The sequence below is a fragment of the Acinetobacter sp. V116_7 genome, from assembly GCF_056735735.1.
On record NZ_JBWZIF010000011.1, the window covers coordinates 325,582 to 343,245 of the forward strand.

Sequence of the window (17,664 nt, forward strand, 5' to 3'; positions counted from 1 at the left end):
CTCTAGCCCAAAGGAGTAAATGAGGGTGCGCCAAGCAACAGTTTATATTGATCGCAATGCGCTTCAATATAATTTAAACCGTGTCAAACAACTCGCAGCAAATTCAAAAATTGTAAGTATGGTGAAAGCTAATGCTTATGGACATGGAATCAAAGACTGTTTAGCAGCCTTAAATGCCTCAGATGCCTTTGGTGTCGCCTGCCTACAAGAAGGTTTAGAAATTCGTGAACTCGGATTTCAACAACCTGTTACTTTAATTGAAGGGGTATTTTCTGAAGATGAAATGCCAATTGCAATTGAACAAAAATTTGAATGTGTGATTCACCATCAACAACAATTTGAATGGTTAATTAAACATAAGCAAAAATACATCGCTCAAGGTTTAAAAGTCTGGGTTAAGCTTAATAGCGGCATGAACCGTTTAGGTTTTAAAGTTACTGAAATTATTGAAGTTATTAAAACTTTAAAAGCCGAAGGATTTACCTGTGTGCTGGCGATGCATTTCGCAAATGCAGATGTAGACCACCCGCTTAACGAACAACAAAAGCAACAATTTTTACAAGTTAAACAAGCTTGTGATCCAGTTTTAGCATCTTGCTGCAACTCTGCTGCTATTTATAAATGGCCAGAATTACATTTTGATTATGTTCGTCCGGGTATTATGCTTTACGGCGCTTCACCTTTTGCGGATAAGACAATCCATGAACTTGACTTAAAACCAGTCATGACTTTTTCAGCAGAAGTCATTGCACTAAACCATATTCAACCTGATGAGCATGTCGGTTATGGTTCTACTTTCTGTGCAAAGCAAGCAATGGATATCGCGATTGTTTCTATAGGTTATGGTGATGGTTATCCACGAGCTTATATTAAACAGAACTATGTCGCTATTGATAAACAGCTCTGTGCAGTTGTAGGCCGGGTGAGCATGGATATGCTTGCAATCGATGTGACAGGTATGCAAGTAAAATTAGGTACGCCAGTCGAACTTTGGGGTGCACACCGTTTAGTGGATGATGTTGCAGATGCAAACGGAACAATAGGATATGAATTACTCTGTCGCTTAAGCAATCGCCCTACTCGTAAAAGCAGTTAAATAATAAAATATAAAAAAATCCAAGCATGCTTGGATTTTTTTATTTATGTACTCAAAATTTTATCGCCAGTAGTCATCAGTCGGTTTTGGCATTTCCTGTAAGCCGCGACGGAGAGTATCCGACCACTGCCGACTGATTTGTGAAAAATAAGGATCATCTTCTGTAATTCGTTTTCCCATCGGAATTACAAAGCTATCTTTCATATAAATCAATGCATCTAGTGGTAAGCCAACAGAAACATTTGAACGTAAAGTCGAATCAAAAGAAATTAAGCTACAACGTAATGCATCATCTAATGGCATTGCATAATATAAAGCCCGGTCCAGAATCGGTTTGCCATATTTACTTTCACCAATTTGAAAATAAGGCGTATCTGTTGTTGCACAAATAAAATTGCCTTGTGGATAGACATTATAAAGTTGCATGTCACCACCTTTAATCTGTCCACCCACCAAAATACTACAGGCATAATTCATTTGTTCTTGGGTGTCCGAACTAATATCCTCTAAAACTGCTTTTAAAGTTTTACCAATCAGTTCTGCTGCCTCAAACATCGTATTAACACTATATAAATTAGGCTCTTGCTGTAAAGTAAGCGCATTTTGCAAATGACCTATAACAGCTTGTGTTGTGGCTAAATTACCGGCTGTTTGCAAAGCAATAAAACGTTCTCCGGTAACGCCGAAAGTATGCAATTTTCGGAACACAGAAATATGGTCAACTCCTGCATTAGTCCTCGTGTCACTAATAAACACTAAACCTTGTTCCAATCTTAGCGCACAACAATAAGTCATTTCATTCTCTTTACATTCAACATGCCAACACTTGAACCACAGACATCATGTTCTCAACCCCACCTTGTTCTCTTACACCACGAATAGGTGCCACATCGAGATAGTCACGGCCAACTGCAAGGTAGATATGATGTTTGGGTGTAAACAACTGATTGCTTACATCAAAACAATACCACTGATTTTCTACAAATACTTCCGCCCAAGCGTGACTGGCAAGGTGCGGATAGTTTTGATCAAATAGATAACCAGAGACATAACGTGCTGGTAATTGTAGCGCACGACACATTGCAATTAAAACATGAGCATGATCTTGGCATACACCTTCTCCAGCATGAAAGGCTTCAGCTGCAGTTGTCTGAACTGAAGTACTTTCAGGCTGATAAAGTATTTTCTGTAAAATATATTCACTTAATAATGCAATATGCTGTCGATCTTTGACTACTACAATATTTCTAGCAAAATCCAACATTTCTGGATCACATCGTGTTGCACCTGTCATCTGCAAAAACAAATTTGTAGGTGTAGATAAATTTACACAACCCAGCTCTAAATCTTGAAGCTCAACAATCCCTTGAGCCATAAATGTAAGATGTTGGTATTGATAGCGCTGACTAGCCGTCATCCAGACATTGTTAAATATGTCCCTTTTGATCGTTTTATCACCCGGCACGCTAATTGCCCAATTCATAACATGTTGATGCGGTGATGTTTGAGGCATCATTTTAATATACTGAATACTGTTTTGAGCAGTTTCCGTATAGCTATAATGCGTTTGATGATTAACCATCAATTTCATAATTAGACCTCAAACATATTTTCCAACTGCTGCGTAAAAGTATAATAAGCGTCCCACGTAAGTTGCTGTTTCAGCACTTGCCAATTTTGATCTATAGTCTTCCACCCTAAATCAGCAAGCCGTTTCACCAAAATATCTAGCTCAGTAATAAGAGCTGATAAATCTTGTCCAAAACGTAACTCAATATCAAATTGCTCTATTTTTTGACCTAAATGCAGAAATAAACAAACATCTTCATTTTCCGCTTCTAATATTTGAGTACATTGTTCAACAGCTTTTCTCAAGATTTCAGGTTGAGCTTCAAGCGTGTTAATAACATGATTTAATTCTGCATAAGCTTTTGATGACAATATACCTCTTAGTCCCTGAATATTATCTTTAGCAATAATGAACTGGTTCAGTAATGAAAATGTTTGCTTCTTGTCTAACATATAGTGATTTAGTAATTCAGCATTTTCTATGACCAAACCAAATGCTGCTGCAAATTTTGTTGCTTTCTCATCTTGTGTAAAAGGTAAATGAGAAGCTGCGAATTTAACTCGCATTAAATATCGACCCAACCAATATATTTGATGCGCACTCGAATTGAGTAAAACCATAAAGTTCCTCTTTAACCCACAATCAGGAATGTAATGTTTCGACAACCCATGTATCTTTTATACCGCCACCTTGGGACGAATTTACGACTAGAGAGCCAGCCTGCATAGCCACACGTGTTAAACCACCCGGTACTATTTCTGTACGATAAGGTGAACTCAATACAAATGGGCGTAAGTCGATGTGACGTTCAGCCACCCCTCCTGTAGTTAAAGTCGGAGCAACAGATAAAGCTAAGGTAGGTTGTGCAATGTACATATGAGGCGTAGCGATTAATTTTTTCCTAAAGTCATCAATTTCACACGAACTAGCTTTAGGCCCAATTAACATGCCATAACCACCTGAACCCTGTGCTTCTTTAACAACCAATTGATCTAAATTAGACAGTACATAATCTAAATGTTCATCTTTACGACACTGATAAGTAGGTACATTTTTTAAAATTGGAGTTTCACCCAAATAGTATTGGATCATTTGGTCTACGTAAGGATAAATAGATTTATCATCAGCCACTCCAGTTCCAGGTGCATTTGCAATCACCACATTTTTTTGCAAATAAGCAGACATAAGACCTGCCACGCCTAATGCACTATCTGGTCTAAATGCTAAAGGATCTAGAAAATCGTCATCTAAACGGCGGTAAATTACATCTACTTTTTGACGACCGCGAATAGTTTTGACAAAAACTTGATCATTTTCTACAAATAAATCCCGATTTGTAACCAGCGGCACATCCATTTCACGTGCCAGAAAAGCATGCTCATAAAAAGCACTGTTAAAACGTCCCGGTGTTAGTACCACCACAAAAGGTTGATCCGCAGGTGAATTCTCCTGCAAGATTTCTTTTAAAAGTTTTGGATAATGCTCAATTCCCTGTAAATTATTGGCTGCACATAGCTCCGGCATCAATTGTTGGCTAATGTTTCGGCTTTCGATCATGTAAGACACACCAGAAGGTGTTCTTAAATTATCCTCCAATACAAAAAACTCTCCTTCTCCATCACGGATAATATCAATTCCGCTAATTTGTGAATAAATTTTACCTTTCAAAGCATGTTTGAGCATATGGGGTTGGAAAGCCTCATTCCCCATGATTTGATCTTCGGGAATCAGTTGTTCTTTTAAAATATGTTGTCCATGATAAATATCATCTAGGAAATAATTTAATGCTTTAACGCGCTGCGCACAGCCCGAAGCTATTTTCTCCCACTGTTTTTTTTCAATTATCCGTGGAATTAAATCAAAAGGAATCGTTCGCTCTGTACCTTCTTTATCACCGTATACGTTAAAAGTAATTCCATGATAAAGAAAATGCTGCTTCGCTTGAGCATTTAATTCTTTTAACTCATCTAAAGTACGAATACTCAACCATTGTTCAATTTTTTTAGAAGCCGCTCCATTTGATGTCACATCATCCAGCATCTCATTAAAAAACTCTGATTTTAGCTGTTCAAATAAATTGGTTTGTACGGAAATATGTTCTAAAAAAGAGGTTGGGTCAATGAGTGCCGTAGTTGTCTGCTCTTGTATAAAAAAATCATTTTCAATATGTAATTCATGCTCTTGTTCTGACATAACCACCTCGTCTTATCATTTATCTATATTTCATTTTTAAATAAGCAATTTCAGTGCCATTTATATATGTTTAATATTTTTTACGGTGTTTTGTTATAACTTTCTTCTTCCAAATCTTAACATCGATTGTAAAAGGTTCAGTAAACCGAATCTGACAAACTTGCTAAATGTGTAAAGATTTTTTATTGTGTTGACACCAAAGCAATTGGATATAGATGTATTACGCTTATGTCTGTAATAGAAAAAGAAACTTCGAATAGTTTATATCGCCAATGGCAGATCTTGTCGCGCCTTCCAACCGGTAAATGGATCGGAACACGGGAATTACAAGAAATGCTTGAACGTGAAGGTATTGATATCAGTTTAAGGACTATTCAGCGTGATTTAAATCAAATTGCTCAGCGCTTTCCGATTGAAAGCAATAAGGCAGTACCTCAAGGCTGGCGGTGGCAATCCGATGCGCCTATTCAGAGCTTACCGCACATGACGAGCTCTCAGGCAGTAACCTTTATGATGGTTGAGGAGCATCTTAAACACTTGCTTCCACCTAGTCTTCTTGATGAGATGGGACCTTGGTTTGATTTAGCTAAACGCAGCCTCTCTACACAAAATAATGTAAGACAGTGGATTAACCGAGTACGTATTGTCCCCGCAAGCCAACCACTTATTCCACCTGTAGTCGACCGTGCTGCTCAACAAGCAATTTATGAAGGTCTACTCCAAGACAAACAAATTGAATGTGTTTATCAGGCTCGAGTAAATCAAGGTGAAGACAAAACTTATGTTTTAAATCCTTTGGCTTTGGTACAAAAAGGTGCAGTAATTTATTTGATTTGCACACGGCATGACAAAACTGAAGTTCAAACATTTGCCTTGCACCGTTTTAAATCAGCAAAAGTCTTAGATAGTCGAGCACTGCATCCTGTCAATTTTGATATTGATCATTATATTGATTCAGGTGCTTTAGGCTTCAGAGTGGACTATAAACAGCCAACTGAATCAATCCAGCTCACATTAACTATGACAGAGCAAACTGCTCGAACTTTCTATGAAAGTCAGTTAAGTAAGGACCAAACTATCATTCCACTTGAAGAAAATATTGTAGAAGTTACCGCAACAGTACCTTTTACATCTCAACTTGTGTGGTGGCTACGTAGTTTTGGCAAAAAATTACTGCATATTGAACCAATTCAAGTACACAACGCTGTACGAGAAATTGAGTCTGAAAATAAATAGATATAAAAAAGAGAACCATAAGGTTCTCTTTAGATTTTGAATTATAATTTTCTTAATTTTATATTGGCTCTTATATTTATAGTTGTTTCAGATCAGCCTGTTCTCCCCCTACAAAACTGATCTGCTCTTTCTTTTGCGCTATTTTGAACATGAACATTGGCATGCCATTTCATATCCATTGTAGCGAATTGATTTCATTGTCATGGTTAAAGCCCTCTTGTTTGAACGTGAATTTAATATAACTGGCTACCTGAAATATGTGAAATAAGAAAAAAAGGAAGCGAAATCTATTTTCTTCCTTAGGAAGTTTCCATATATTTTTTGAACAGAAAATAAAAAAGCCCAGTCTTAACTGGGCTTTTTGTACACTTAAATGATTAAGCTGTTTTCTTAATCATATTGTTTTTACGAATTGTGATCATTACAAGCTGAACAGCTGCTGGTGTAACACCAGGAATACGGCTTGCTTGAGCTAATGTTTCCGGAAGAACTGTTTTTAATTTCTGGGTAATTTCGCGAGATAAACCAGACACGACGTCATAATCAAAATCGGTAGGAATTTTAGTTTCTTCAAGACGCTTTAACTGTGCCACATCTTCATGCTGACGGTTAATATAACCTTCGTATTTCACAGCAATCTCGATTTGCTCACCAACCTGCTCAGAAACTTCAGAACCTGTAAGTTCTGCAATTTGACCAAAGCTAATATTAGGGCGTTTAAGCAAATCAATTGCGCTACATTCTTTACTTAAGTCAGCACCCGTCATCTCAACGAATTTCTTACCCATAGGGTTATTTGGTGCTGCCCACAAATGTTGTAAACGAGAGGTTTCACGCTCAACCGCTTCCATTTTTTCACAATAAGCAGCCCAACGAACATCATCAACCAAACCAAGTTCACGACCAACAGTCGTTAAACGCTGATCTGCATTGTCTTCACGTAGCATCAAACGGTATTCCGCACGTGAGGTAAACATACGGTACGGTTCTTTGGTTCCTAAAGTGATGAGGTCATCAACCAACACACCCATGTAAGCTTGGTCACGCTTAGGTGTCCACTCTTCTTGCTCCCACGCACGGCGCGCAGCATTTAAGCCAGCAAGTAAACCTTGAGCACCTGCCTCTTCATAACCTGTCGTACCATTAATTTGGCCAGCAAAATATAGACCATTAATCGCTTTAGTTTCGAGGGTGAATTTCAAAGCTTGCGGATTGAAATAATCGTATTCAATCGCATAGCCTGGACGCAAAATATGCGCATTTTCCATACCACGAATAGAGCGAACAAGCTCAAACTGCACATCAAATGGAAGCGAAGTCGAAATACCATTTGGATAAAGCTCGTGTGTATCTAAACCTTCTGGTTCCAAAAATACTTGATGTGAGTCTTTATCAGCGAAACGGTGAATTTTATCTTCGATTGACGGGCAGTAACGTGGCCCAACACCTTCAATAACACCTGTATACATAGGTGAACGATCTAAACCACCACGAATAATGTCGTGAGTTTTTTCATTCGTATGCGTGATATAACAATTTACTTGTTCTGGGTGCATAGAAGCATCACCCATGAATGACATGACTGGAGACGGGAAATCACCCGGCTGTGGAATCATGACTGAAAAATCAACCGAACGTGCATCAATACGTGGTGGAGTACCAGTTTTTAAGCGACCAACAGGTAGTTTTAATTCACGTAAACGTTGAGCAAGTGCAATAGAAGGTGGATCACCCGCACGACCACCGCTTGATTTTTCTAAACCAACGTGGATTACACCGCCTAGGAATGTACCTGTAGTCAACACAACAGTTTTAGCATCAAAGCGAATACCCATTTGGGTAACTACACCTTTAACTGTATCACCTTCAACAATCAGGTCATCAGCTGCTTGCTGGAAAATATCAAGATTTGCTTGATTTTCCAAAGTATCGCGGATGGCAGCTTTATAGCGCACACGGTCAGCTTGAGCACGTGTTGCACGCACTGCGGCACCTTTACGCGAGTTTAAAATACGGAACTGAATACCACCTTTATCGGCAGCTAACGCCATTGCGCCACCAAGTGCATCAATTTCACGTACTAAATGCGACTTACCAATACCACCGATTGCTGGGTTACAACTCATTTGGCCCAAAGTCTCAATGTTATGGGTCAAAAGCAAAGTCTGTCGTCCCATACGCGCAGCAGCAAGGGCCGCTTCCGTACCTGCGTGACCGCCGCCGATAACAATAACATCATAAACTTTAGGGTAGTGCATGAGTACAAAACACCAGAAAAAAAAGACGGAACATTATAGCAAAATTATCTGCTTATTGATGTACATAATTACAAAATTGTCTCTACACGGTTTACGGTACTCCACATGTTTTGACATTTTGTTGCATGAATTCAATACAAAGTGAATGTTTTTAAGAATTTTTCATCTTAGAATAAAAAATGTACAGCACTTCTACGACTTTAAAATTAACGCAACGAGAAGGAACACAAAATGAAAACGACTATGTTAAAAATCTTAACCGCATCTCTCCTTTGTTTTTCAGGCGTAACGTTTACCCACGCTGCGACGAATCATACGGCTAAATCGACACATACGGCTAAATCGAGTAAAACAGCTAGTCATACTGCAGATTCGAGCAAATCAGTTGCGCAAAAAGAACTTAGAGCCTGTGTAAAAAAACAGCAAGGTGAATGGGTGTCTTATAGCCATAATGGTGTAACCTTTAATGGTACTTGTGAACCAAACGAAAATGGCAAACTACAATTTAAAGCCCCTGCTCCTTAAGCAGTTTTGACATAAGGTAGAGAAGAAGTCATTTATTTCCCGCCACATCTCATCAGTATTTTCAAAGACGGCTCATTAAAGATGAGCCGCTTTCTTTTTTAAAATGGTCTAGTCCGCTACAATACGCCTTTAAATAAAATTTTTAGGTCCTTTTTGTGAAGTGGTTACAAATACACATTACCGTTGATCAAGAACAAGTTGAGTTCACAGAAACACTTTTAATGTCTCTAGGTGCGGTAAGCGTAACTCTGGATGATGCTGAAGATCAGGCTTTACTTGAACCATTACCAGGTGAAACACCTTTATGGAACAAAGTAATCGTGACAGGCATCTATCAACAAGACGAACAAGACCCAATTGATGTCGACACTTTAGAAGCTTTCTTAAAAGCTCAACTTCCAGATGCTCCTATACGTCACGAAGAACTTGAAGACCAAGTATGGGAACGCGCATGGATGGATTATTACGAACCAATCCAAATTGGGGAAAAGTTCTGGATCGTACCTGAATGGCTAGAGCCACCAGAAGCAGATGCAACAAATATTAAGTTAGATCCAGGTCTTGCGTTTGGTACAGGTAACCATGCAAGTACCTTCTTATGCTTACAATGGCTAGGTAAAACTGATGTTAAAGATAAGATCGTGATTGATTATGGTTGTGGTTCAGGCATTTTAGGTGTAGCCGCTTTATTATTAGGCGCAAAAAAAGTATATGCCACAGATATTGACCCTCAAGCTGTTTTAGCAACAAAACAAAATGCTGAACTTAATGGGGTATTAGACGGACTATATGTAGGTCTTCCTGAAGAATTCGATCAAGAGTTCAAACCTCAGCAAGCAGATGTTCTAGTTGCAAATATTTTGGCTGGTCCATTAATGGCACTTGCGCCAGAGTTTGCAAATTTAATTAAATCTGAGGGTGAGTTCGCACTCGCAGGTGTAATTGAAGAGCAAGTTGCTGATGTTTCAGGTGTTTATTCTGAATTTTTTGATATATTAGATGTCGAAAAGCGCGAAGAGAACTGGTGTCGCATTTCAGGAAAACGTAAAACAATAAATTGAGACTTTTAACTCATGAATGAAAAACAAACCCGCTGCCCTAAGTGTTTAACAGTTTATAAAGTATCTCTTACTCAATTGACTGTTGCTCAGGGTATGGTTTGTTGCCCTAAATGTGATTCGAGCTTTAATGCACTCACCCATCTGATTAATATTGAAAACCCTGTCATAGTTAACTCATCTACATTAGCCAATGGTTCAATGCAAACAAGATATATGACACATTCGCACGTATTAGATATCTTCGATCAAAAAGTTGAAAATTCTAATATTGATCTTTTAACCTATCTCAACAACTTAAATTATTTTCATAACGAACCTATTAACGCCCTACCAAATCTTAATTTAGCTGAACAAACTTCCTCGCAAGAACAAGACAATAATAAAAAGCATAGTTGGCTGTACTACACGCTCTGGAGTTCTGCTAACCTTATTTTAATTTTAGTTTTTACTTTTCAAATTCTCTGGTTTAATCCTAAGCTCATGCATGCAAGCCCAACCGTTAGCCATGCGTTTAATTATGTTTGCGGAATAATGCACTGCAATAAGTCAGCCGAACAATATCAACTTATTTATATAGAAAAGTTAAAGCTTCGCAAAGTTGACACAAGTCATACGCAATTCTCAGGCATATTGCTTAATCAGAATGATAAAAGTATTGAACTTCCCAACCTAAAGTTGAGTTTTTCAACAGAGCCAAATAAAACAGAAGAAATTATATTGACTCCTCAACAATATCTTGTTGAAAACTTAAGAGGTATTCAGCGCATCCCCTCTGATACTCCTTTCCGATTCCAATTTGAGCTAAACAAAAGCAAAAAAAGCCTATTAAATTATCGATTAGAAATTGTCCACCCCTAAAATGTAAAAAAAGTGAAAAAAAAATAAAAAAAAATGCAGTTAATTTGCTCACTTTTTCCTAGACAATGGTATGATACGCGCCACGAAAGCTTTGACTCATATACTCCTCGCTCTCAATCCAAAAAAAATACTGTTAAGCATGTGTGCTTTTCTACTTTAAGCACATAGCCTAACTTTTTTTGTTTTTGAGGGAGCTGTAACAAATATTTAACTATTGTTACGCTTATTTTTTATTCAATACGAAGAAATATGGCAAGCTAATTGTTCTTATGTTTTAGAGTCACTGTTTTAGGATCTAAAACAGGACTCCGTATTTTTAGACCACATTTATATACTACTTTATCCAAGTTAGTATTTGATTTTCGGATTAACTCGCATGAATAGCAAATCTCCTATTTTTACTGCACAATCTGATGTTGCTCTTCGCATCCACGTGGATCGCGCAGTTCGTCATTATTTTGCACAATTGCAAGGTGAGCAACCATCTCAGGTATATGACATGGTGCTAGCAGAAATGGAGAAACCTCTTTTATCTGTAGTTCTTGAATATACACGTGGTAATCAGACCCGTGCTGCAGAGATTCTTGGACTCAACCGTGGCACTTTACGTAAAAAGTTAAAAGCTCACGGTTTAATGAGTGAATAAATGATAAAATGCTCACGACTTCGTGGGCATTTTTTTATGCTTATTGGTTTTAATCCGTAGACTTGAAATTGTTGAATTAAACATCATGACTATTAAACGTGCTTTGATTTCTGTATCTGATAAGACAGGAATTGTCGAATTTGCTCAAAACCTTGCAGCTTTAGGGGTGGAATTATTATCTACAGGCGGCACATACAAGTTGCTTAAAGATAATAACATCGCAGTTGTTGAAGTATCTGAACATACTGGCTTCCCTGAAATGATGGATGGTCGTGTTAAGACATTACATCCAAAAATTCATGGCGGTATTCTTGCTCGTCGTGGCTTAGACGAAGCAGTAATGGAAGAACACAACATTGATCCGATTGATCTAGTTGTTGTAAACCTTTATCCATTCGCTGCGACAGTTGCAAAACCTGACTGTACTCTTCCTGATGCAATCGAAAATATCGACATCGGTGGTCCTACAATGGTTCGCGCAGCTGCTAAAAACCATGCTTCTGTAGGTATTGTAGTAAATGCTTCAGATTACGACACCGTAATCAATGAATTAAAAACTGCTGGTTCACTTTCTTATGAAACACGTTTTGATTTAGCTGTTAAAGCATTTGAACATACTGCTCAATACGACGGCATGATCGCTTCTTACTTAGGCGCTCGCGTTGGTAAGACCGAAGGTGAAGCTGATTTATTCCCTCGTACGTTCAATACTCAATTGAACAAAGCACAAGATCTACGTTACGGTGAAAACCCACATCAATCTGCTGCATTTTACGTTGAAGCAAATGCAAAAGAAGCATCAGTTTCTACAGCAAAACAGTTACAAGGCAAAGAATTGTCTTATAACAACATTGCTGACACAGATGCTGCACTTGAATGTGTTAAATCATTCGCAAAACCTGCTTGTGTAATTGTAAAACATGCTAACCCTTGTGGTGTTGCTGTTTCTTTAGACGGCATTAAAGCTGCTTACGATTTAGCTTATGCAACAGATCCAGAATCTGCTTTCGGTGGCATTATTGCATTTAACCGTGAGTTAGATGTCGCAACTGCTCAAGCAATCGTTGACCGTCAATTCGTTGAAGTTATTATTGCTCCAAGTATTGCTGATGGTGTGCTTGAAGTTACTGGTGCTAAGAAAAACGTACGTGTTTTAGTATGTGGCGAATTACCTGCGATTGATGCACGTGCACCACAACTTGACTACAAACGCGTTAATGGCGGTTTATTAGTTCAAGATCAAGACTTAGGTATGATTACTAAAGATGATCTTAAAGTAGTAACTAAATGCGCACCAACTGAACAAGAAATTGATGACCTCATCTTTGCTTGGAAAGTTGCGAAATATGTAAAATCAAATGCAATTGTTTATGCGAAAAATCGCCAGACTATTGGTGTTGGTGCAGGTCAAATGAGCCGTGTTAACTCAGCTCGTATTGCTGCCATCAAAGCTGAACATGCAGGTTTGGTTGTTGAAGGTGCTGTGATGGCATCTGATGCATTCTTCCCGTTCCGTGACGGGATTGATAATGCAGCTAAAGCTGGCATTAAATGCATTATTCAACCGGGTGGTTCTATGCGTGATGAAGAAGTAATCGCAGCAGCTGACGAAGCTGGTATTGCAATGGTCTTCACTGGTATGCGCCATTTCCGCCACTAATTTAAATTTAGTCCTCCCTAACCCTCCTTTTATTCAGGAGGGTTTTCCACAATAATGGAGCTAACTCTCCAACTTGAGGGATAGAGGGAGATGAAAAGGATTAAAGTTAAGGAACAAATTAAAAATGAATATTTTAGTTTTAGGTAGTGGTGGTCGTGAACATGCTTTAGCATGGAAAATTGCGCAAGATACCAATGTTACTCAAGTTTTTGTTGCGCCAGGTAATGCTGGAACTGCAACAGAAGACAAATGTGTTAATGTTCAACTTGATATTTTAGACAACTCAGCAATCATTGCTTTTGCTAAAGAAAATAATGTTGATCTTATTATTGTTGGCCCAGAAGCACCATTAGTTAATGGCGTGGTAGATGCTGCACGTGAAGCAGGTTTAAAAATTTGGGGACCTACTCAATATGCAGCGCAGCTTGAAGGTTCAAAAGCATTTGCTAAGCACTTTTTAAAGCGTCACAACATTCCAACTGCGTTCTATGACGTTTTCACTGAAGTAGATGCAGCTAAAGCATATGTTGAAAAAAATGGTGCACCAATTGTAATTAAAGCTGATGGTCTTGCTGCTGGTAAAGGCGTAATCGTTGCAATGACCAACGAAGAAGCTTTTGACGCAATTGATGACATGCTTGCTGGCAACAAATTTGGTGATGCTGGTTCACGCGTTGTGATTGAACAGTTCCTTGCAGGTGAAGAAGCTTCTTTCATTTGTATGATTGATGGTAAAAATATTTTACCAATGGCAACTTCACAAGATCACAAGCGTATTTTTGAAGGCGATCAAGGTCCTAATACCGGTGGTATGGGTGCTTACTCTCCTGCTCCAGTGGTAACTTCTGACATTTTCGAAAGCGTTATGACTGAAATCATGCGTCCGACTGTTGATGGTATGGCTGCTGATGGACATGTTTACACTGGTTTCTTATATGCTGGTCTAATGATTGATGAACAAGGCCAACCACGTGTGATCGAGTTTAACTGTCGTTTTGGCGACCCTGAAACTCAACCGATCATGATGCGTTTAAAATCATCTCTTGTGGAATTGGTAGAAGCTGGTATTGCTGGTAATTTACCAAAAGAAGCTGAATGGGATGAACGCAAGTCAATCGGTATTGTACTCGCAGCTGAAGGCTATCCTGATAGCGTACGCAAAGGTGATGTAATTTCTGGTATCGGACAATCACCTGAAGATACTAAAATTTTCCATGCAGGCACTGCAACTCGTGAAGATGGTCACATTGTGACTTCTGGTGGTCGAGTTCTTTGCGTAACAGCATTGGGCGACAGCGTTCTTGAAGCACAAATTAATGCGCTAGAAGTATGTGGTCAAGTTACCTTTACTGGTATGCAATATCGTAATGACATTGGCTACCGCGCAATTGCACGTGAAAAAGCTTAAAAAACCTACAAGTTTAAAATGCTAATAAAAAAGCCTCTATATAGAGGCTTTTTTATTACGTATCACGATATAAGAAAATCGTATAAATCTTTAAAATTTTGCTAAAGATATCAACAAATAAAAAGAAGCCCCCTATATCAAGCATACTTTTATTGATATCATTAGCATACGTTGTAACTGTCATCAGACACTGCTGTTTTAATAATTTCCATAAAGACTTGCTCTACACATTATGACTGTAGAGAGTTTTTTAATATTCTAAATTTATGAATGCTCGTTTGGCTACTGTTGGGGATGAACTGTTTGGGGAAACAGTTTTTGTTTATTAAACAATTACCCTCTGTTATAGCCAAAATATGCAAGCAAATTATGGAACCCCAGAAAAAGATCACAGAGTTTAGACTAGTTGTAATTTCAACTCCTCTCTTTTCATATTGATATAGATCAATCTTTATTGTTCTATATCTTAGGACTTTTTTAAATGAAAAAGCTGATCAGCCTTTTTTTAAGCATGTCAGTAGTATTATTGACAGCATGTAGCAAACAAGAAAATGCTCAACAAGCCGAACAAAACAATGATAGTTCCAAAGTACAAAAGGTAGTAATTGCCTCTACAGGTTCAGATGCTGATATTTGGCGTTATATCGCAACTTTACCTGAAACCCAAGCTGCTGGCTTAAAGTTAGAAGTGAAAAACTTCACAGACTCCGTTTCAATGAATACAGCAATTGCAAATAAAGAAGTAGATTTGAACGCATTCCAAGCTTATTCTTATCTTACTGCATTTAATAATTCAAACCCGGATAAGATTGCAGCGGTTTCTACCACTTATATTGAGCCAATGGGGATTTATTCAAGTAAATACAAAAAAATTGAAGAACTTCCTGAAGGTGCAATTATTTCAATCCCGGATGATGCTGCCAGCGAATCTCGTGCGCTACTCTTGTTACAAACTGCTGGCTTAATCAAGCTTAAAGCTGACTTTAATCCTATTCAAGGCAGTCCAATTGATGTTATCGAAAATCCCAAAAAGATCAACATCAAACCAATCAAAATGGAAACTGCATTACGTCTTAAAAATGAATTTGATGCAGTTGTATTAAATAATACCATAGCACTCGAGGGAGGTTTAAACGTACTCAAAGATTCTATGTTCTATGAACCTATTGATCAAATCTCAAAAATTAGTGTCAACGTTCTAGCAACTGCTGAATCACGTAAAAATGATCCTGTCTTGCAAAAAGTTGGTAAGCTTTACCACAATGCAGCTGTTAAAAAATACATTGAAGAACACTTTGGTGGAACAAAAGTTGACGTAGACAAACCAATCAGCTATCTCTCAGAAGCTAAATAGTAATATAATAGCCCAAACGTGAAACAGGCAAATTCTCTTTGCCTGTTTTTTCTTTCCAGCATAGTTTCTGAAGATATGATTCAATTTAAAAACATTTCAAAGCACTATCAGCTCAAAAGTCAAACCATACGCGCACTCGACGAAATCAATTTAGAGATTCCAGAGGGCAGTATTTTTGGCATCATTGGCTATAGTGGTGCAGGTAAAAGTACCTTAATCCGCCTGATCAACCTACTTGAGCGACCAACAGAAGGTCAAATCATTATTAATCAGAAAGATTTCACCGCTTTGGATGCGCGCTCATTACGTCAGGAACGTGCAAGTATTGGAATGATTTTCCAGCACTTCAATTTGCTACAAACCAAGACAGTTGCTGAAAATATTGAAATGCCAATGCGCCTACTGAATTACAATAAGGTAGAACGTGAAAAACGCCTGAATGAGTTATTGGAGTTCATTGATCTTAAGCATAAAAAAGATGCTTACCCAGATGAACTTTCTGGCGGACAAAAGCAACGTGTCGGTATTGCCCGTGCTTTGGCAAATCATCCAAAAATTCTTTTGTGTGATGAAGCAACTTCTGCTCTAGATCCGCAAACTACCAAATCAGTTTTAGAACTGCTGAAGAAAATTAATCAAGAGCAAAAAATCACGATTGTTATGGTGACCCATGAAATGGATGTCATCGAAACTATTTGTGATCATGTGGCTGTGATGGAAGCAGGTAAAGTCATTGAACAAGGTTCAACGATTGATATCTTTAGTAAACCTCAACATCCAACGACTAAAAACTTCATTCAAACTGTTTTACATCAACAGTTGCCTGTGAACATTTTAAATCAGCTTGAAAACCAGCATCATCATAGTATTTACTGTTTACAGTTTTTAGGGCGTTCTGCTCAAGAACCTGTAATTCAGTCACTGATTAAACAATTCGATATTAGCTTAAATATTTTATTTGCCAACATGACTGAAATTAATGGCACAGTCATTGGTCAAATGTTTGTGCAGCTTTTAGGTGATCCTCAGCTAATTAAGCAGGCTATTGAGTTTTTGGAACAAAATGAAGTAGGTGTAGTTCAATCAGGAGATCAAGTATGAGAGATTTAATCGTACAATGGTTAACTGAACTTACTCAACCTTTCTGGCACAGCTCCCTTTCTATTGATCAATTCGTTACAGCTTTGCAAGAAACCTTTAATATGGTTTTCTTCGCACTTTTGTTTGGTGGTATTTGGGGATTTATTCAGGGAATTATTTTATTAGTTACCCGTCCAGATGGCATTTTACCGAATAAAGTGATTTATCATTTACTTAATCCAATTGTAAATGCTTTACGCTCCCTCCCTTTTATTATTTTACTTATTGCAGTGATTCCTCTTACTAAGCTGTTAGTAGGTACTTCAATTGGTACATGGGCAGCTATTGTTCCATTGACTATTTATGTTGGTCCTTATATGGGACGTCTGATTGAAACTTCATTGCTTGAAGTCAATGAAGGAATTATTGAATCTGCTCAAGCAATGGGTGCTACACCTTGGCAAATTATCTATCGCTTTATTTTGCCTGAAGCACGCAGTTCGCTCATTTTAAACCTTACAACAGCGACAATCAGTCTTATCGGTGCAACCGCTATGGCTGGCGCAGTTGGTGCAGGTGGTATTGGTGATTTAGCGATTTCTTATGGTTATCAACGTTTTGATACCAGCGTTGTTATTTTAACAGTCATTATCCTATTACTATTAGTACAGATCGTACAAACGCTAGGAAACTGGCTCGCTAAACTCCGTTAAGTCATC

General features: G+C 38.1%; 16 protein-coding genes. 11 read left to right on the forward strand and 5 right to left on the reverse strand.

What is annotated here, in order from left to right:
• Positions 1 to 25 precede the first annotated feature (25 nt).
• Complete coding sequence (gene alr, locus AC1PJP_RS02250) at positions 26 to 1,096, forward strand: alanine racemase (protein WP_479766452.1); 1,071 nt, start codon at positions 26 to 28, stop codon at positions 1,094 to 1,096.
• A gap of 60 nt (positions 1,097 to 1,156) precedes the next feature.
• Here alr and AC1PJP_RS02255 read toward each other — a convergent pair whose 3' ends face one another.
• Genes AC1PJP_RS02255 through AC1PJP_RS02270 form a run of 4 tightly spaced genes read right to left on the reverse strand, consistent with a single transcriptional unit; the run spans position 1,157 to position 4,859 of the window.
• On the reverse strand, positions 1,157 to 1,891 hold the full coding sequence (locus tag AC1PJP_RS02255; RefSeq protein ID WP_004791447.1) for a proteasome-type protease: 735 nt from the start codon (positions 1,889 to 1,891) through the stop codon (positions 1,157 to 1,159).
• 16 nt (positions 1,892 to 1,907) lie between these two features.
• A complete protein-coding gene (locus AC1PJP_RS02260; RefSeq protein WP_282496184.1) occupies positions 1,908 to 2,687 on the reverse strand; it encodes a transglutaminase family protein in 780 nt (259 codons plus the stop codon).
• A 2-nt stretch (positions 2,688 to 2,689) separates the two neighbouring features.
• On the reverse strand, positions 2,690 to 3,286 hold the full coding sequence (locus AC1PJP_RS02265; protein ID WP_282496183.1) for an alpha-E domain-containing protein: 597 nt from the start codon (positions 3,284 to 3,286) through the stop codon (positions 2,690 to 2,692).
• Positions 3,287 to 3,308: 22 nt separating this feature from the next.
• Positions 3,309 to 4,859: a circularly permuted type 2 ATP-grasp protein gene (locus tag AC1PJP_RS02270; protein ID WP_199987763.1), complete on the reverse strand. Its 1,551-nt coding sequence runs from the start codon at positions 4,857 to 4,859 to the stop codon at positions 3,309 to 3,311.
• 228 nt (positions 4,860 to 5,087) lie between these two features.
• Between AC1PJP_RS02270 and AC1PJP_RS02275 the strand changes: the two genes are divergently transcribed.
• Positions 5,088 to 6,095, forward strand: a complete 1,008-nt coding sequence (locus tag AC1PJP_RS02275) for a helix-turn-helix transcriptional regulator (RefSeq protein WP_004791440.1) — start codon at positions 5,088 to 5,090, stop codon at positions 6,093 to 6,095.
• A gap of 377 nt (positions 6,096 to 6,472) precedes the next feature.
• On the opposite strand, the gene mnmG is transcribed toward AC1PJP_RS02275, so the two are convergent.
• Positions 6,473 to 8,353 carry a tRNA uridine-5-carboxymethylaminomethyl(34) synthesis enzyme MnmG gene (mnmG, locus tag AC1PJP_RS02280; RefSeq protein ID WP_013197329.1) on the reverse strand — a complete coding sequence of 627 codons (1,881 nt, stop codon included), beginning with the start codon at positions 8,351 to 8,353 and terminating at the stop codon, positions 6,473 to 6,475.
• A 231-nt stretch (positions 8,354 to 8,584) separates the two neighbouring features.
• Between mnmG and AC1PJP_RS02285 the strand changes: the two genes are divergently transcribed.
• The 9 genes from AC1PJP_RS02285 (at position 8,585) to AC1PJP_RS02325 (ending at position 17,658) form a co-directional block, all read left to right on the forward strand.
• Positions 8,585 to 8,878, forward strand: coding sequence for a lipase chaperone (locus AC1PJP_RS02285; RefSeq protein ID WP_013197328.1), 294 nt, complete (start codon positions 8,585 to 8,587; stop codon positions 8,876 to 8,878).
• A 155-nt stretch (positions 8,879 to 9,033) separates the two neighbouring features.
• Positions 9,034 to 9,939 carry a 50S ribosomal protein L11 methyltransferase gene (gene prmA / locus AC1PJP_RS02290; RefSeq protein WP_005306779.1) on the forward strand — a complete coding sequence of 302 codons (906 nt, stop codon included), beginning with the start codon at positions 9,034 to 9,036 and terminating at the stop codon, positions 9,937 to 9,939.
• 12 nt (positions 9,940 to 9,951) lie between these two features.
• Complete coding sequence (locus AC1PJP_RS02295) at positions 9,952 to 10,797, forward strand: DUF3426 domain-containing protein (protein ID WP_151767628.1); 846 nt, start codon at positions 9,952 to 9,954, stop codon at positions 10,795 to 10,797.
• A gap of 376 nt (positions 10,798 to 11,173) precedes the next feature.
• Positions 11,174 to 11,443, forward strand: coding sequence for a DNA-binding transcriptional regulator Fis (fis, locus tag AC1PJP_RS02300; protein ID WP_001086304.1), 270 nt, complete (start codon positions 11,174 to 11,176; stop codon positions 11,441 to 11,443).
• An 85-nt stretch (positions 11,444 to 11,528) separates the two neighbouring features.
• The gene (purH, locus tag AC1PJP_RS02305) at positions 11,529 to 13,103 is read left to right on the forward strand and encodes a bifunctional phosphoribosylaminoimidazolecarboxamide formyltransferase/IMP cyclohydrolase (RefSeq protein WP_013197325.1); all 1,575 of its coding nucleotides are present in this window, start codon (positions 11,529 to 11,531) and stop codon (positions 13,101 to 13,103) included.
• A 124-nt stretch (positions 13,104 to 13,227) separates the two neighbouring features.
• Positions 13,228 to 14,511, forward strand: a complete 1,284-nt coding sequence (purD, locus tag AC1PJP_RS02310) for a phosphoribosylamine--glycine ligase (protein WP_479766453.1) — start codon at positions 13,228 to 13,230, stop codon at positions 14,509 to 14,511.
• Between the two features lie 481 nt (positions 14,512 to 14,992).
• Positions 14,993 to 15,865, forward strand: coding sequence for a MetQ/NlpA family ABC transporter substrate-binding protein (locus AC1PJP_RS02315; protein WP_005306789.1), 873 nt, complete (start codon positions 14,993 to 14,995; stop codon positions 15,863 to 15,865).
• 75 nt (positions 15,866 to 15,940) lie between these two features.
• Positions 15,941 to 16,966, forward strand: a complete 1,026-nt coding sequence (locus AC1PJP_RS02320; protein WP_005306792.1) for a methionine ABC transporter ATP-binding protein — start codon at positions 15,941 to 15,943, stop codon at positions 16,964 to 16,966.
• Positions 16,963 to 17,658, forward strand: coding sequence for a methionine ABC transporter permease (locus tag AC1PJP_RS02325; protein ID WP_005306795.1), 696 nt, complete (start codon positions 16,963 to 16,965; stop codon positions 17,656 to 17,658). Before AC1PJP_RS02320 ends, AC1PJP_RS02325 begins: the two co-directional genes overlap by 4 nt.
• Positions 17,659 to 17,664 lie beyond the last annotated feature (6 nt).

Bases quoted from the DNA above. Each gene is read 5' to 3' on its own strand.
- AC1PJP_RS02320 (WP_005306792.1), top strand. From the start codon at position 15,941: ATGATTCAATTTAAAAACATTTCAAAGCACTATCAGCTCAAAAGTCAA.
- AC1PJP_RS02325 (WP_005306795.1), top strand. From the start codon at position 16,963: ATGAGAGATTTAATCGTACAATGGTTAACTGAACTTACTCAACCTTTC.
- AC1PJP_RS02265 (WP_282496183.1), bottom strand. From the start codon at position 3,286: ATGGTTTTACTCAATTCGAGTGCGCATCAAATATATTGGTTGGGTCGA.
- AC1PJP_RS02260 (WP_282496184.1), bottom strand. From the start codon at position 2,687: ATGAAATTGATGGTTAATCATCAAACGCATTATAGCTATACGGAAACT.
- fis (WP_001086304.1), top strand. From the start codon at position 11,174: ATGAATAGCAAATCTCCTATTTTTACTGCACAATCTGATGTTGCTCTT.
- purD (WP_479766453.1), top strand. From the start codon at position 13,228: ATGAATATTTTAGTTTTAGGTAGTGGTGGTCGTGAACATGCTTTAGCA.
- purH (WP_013197325.1), top strand. From the start codon at position 11,529: ATGACTATTAAACGTGCTTTGATTTCTGTATCTGATAAGACAGGAATT.
- AC1PJP_RS02295 (WP_151767628.1), top strand. From the start codon at position 9,952: ATGAATGAAAAACAAACCCGCTGCCCTAAGTGTTTAACAGTTTATAAA.
- AC1PJP_RS02315 (WP_005306789.1), top strand. From the start codon at position 14,993: ATGAAAAAGCTGATCAGCCTTTTTTTAAGCATGTCAGTAGTATTATTG.
- AC1PJP_RS02275 (WP_004791440.1), top strand. From the start codon at position 5,088: ATGTCTGTAATAGAAAAAGAAACTTCGAATAGTTTATATCGCCAATGG.
- AC1PJP_RS02270 (WP_199987763.1), bottom strand. From the start codon at position 4,859: ATGTCAGAACAAGAGCATGAATTACATATTGAAAATGATTTTTTTATA.
- mnmG (WP_013197329.1), bottom strand. From the start codon at position 8,353: ATGCACTACCCTAAAGTTTATGATGTTATTGTTATCGGCGGCGGTCAC.
- AC1PJP_RS02255 (WP_004791447.1), bottom strand. From the start codon at position 1,891: ATGACTTATTGTTGTGCGCTAAGATTGGAACAAGGTTTAGTGTTTATT.
- AC1PJP_RS02285 (WP_013197328.1), top strand. From the start codon at position 8,585: ATGAAAACGACTATGTTAAAAATCTTAACCGCATCTCTCCTTTGTTTT.